This is a genomic window from Vibrio sp. 1288 (assembly GCF_033344475.1).
Map to the genome: position 1 here is coordinate 1 of NZ_JAWPOX010000536.1, position 692 is coordinate 692.

Genomic DNA, 692 nt, shown 5'->3' on the forward strand with positions numbered 1-692 from the left:
TGGCTGATTACAATTCAGCTAATTAATAGTGATGGCTCCACCGAGCCCAGCTCAAAAGGCAAAATTATGACTACAGATACGATTGTCGCTCAAGCTACTGCACCAGGTCGTGGTGGTGTCGGCATTATTCGTGTTTCAGGCCCTAAGGCCAACCAAGTGGCATTGGAAGTCACAGGGAAAACTCTAAAACCGCGTTACGCTGAATACCTGCCGTTTCAAGCCGAAGATGGCACGGTGCTCGACCAAGGCATTGCACTGTACTTCCCTAACCCGCACTCGTTCACGGGCGAAGACGTATTAGAACTTCAAGGTCACGGTGGCCCTGTGGTCATGGATATGCTGATTAAACGTATTCTGGGCATAGCTGGCGTACGAGCAGCCCGTCCTGGTGAGTTCTCGGAACGTGCGTTCTTGAACGACAAGATGGACTTGACTCAGGCAGAAGCGATTGCCGACCTGATTGATGCTAGCTCTGAAGAAGCAGCGAAATCGGCGCTACAATCGCTACAAGGCCAGTTCTCGCAGCGTATTCAAACGCTGGTGGAATCACTGATTCATCTTCGCATCTATGTGGAAGCGGCCATCGACTTCCCTGAAGAAGAAATCGATTTTCTTGCCGATGGTAAAGTTGCAGGAGATCTGCAAGCGATCATCGATAACCTCGATGCGGTACGCAAAGAAGCGAACCAAGG

Annotated in this window: 1 pseudogene; it reads left to right on the forward strand. The window is 50.6% G+C overall.

Features of this window, described 5'->3' with window-relative positions:
* Positions 1 to 66 precede the first annotated feature (66 nt).
* Positions 67 to 692: pseudogene (trmE, locus tag R8O11_RS27880) on the forward strand (tRNA uridine-5-carboxymethylaminomethyl(34) synthesis GTPase MnmE); the annotation flags it as partial.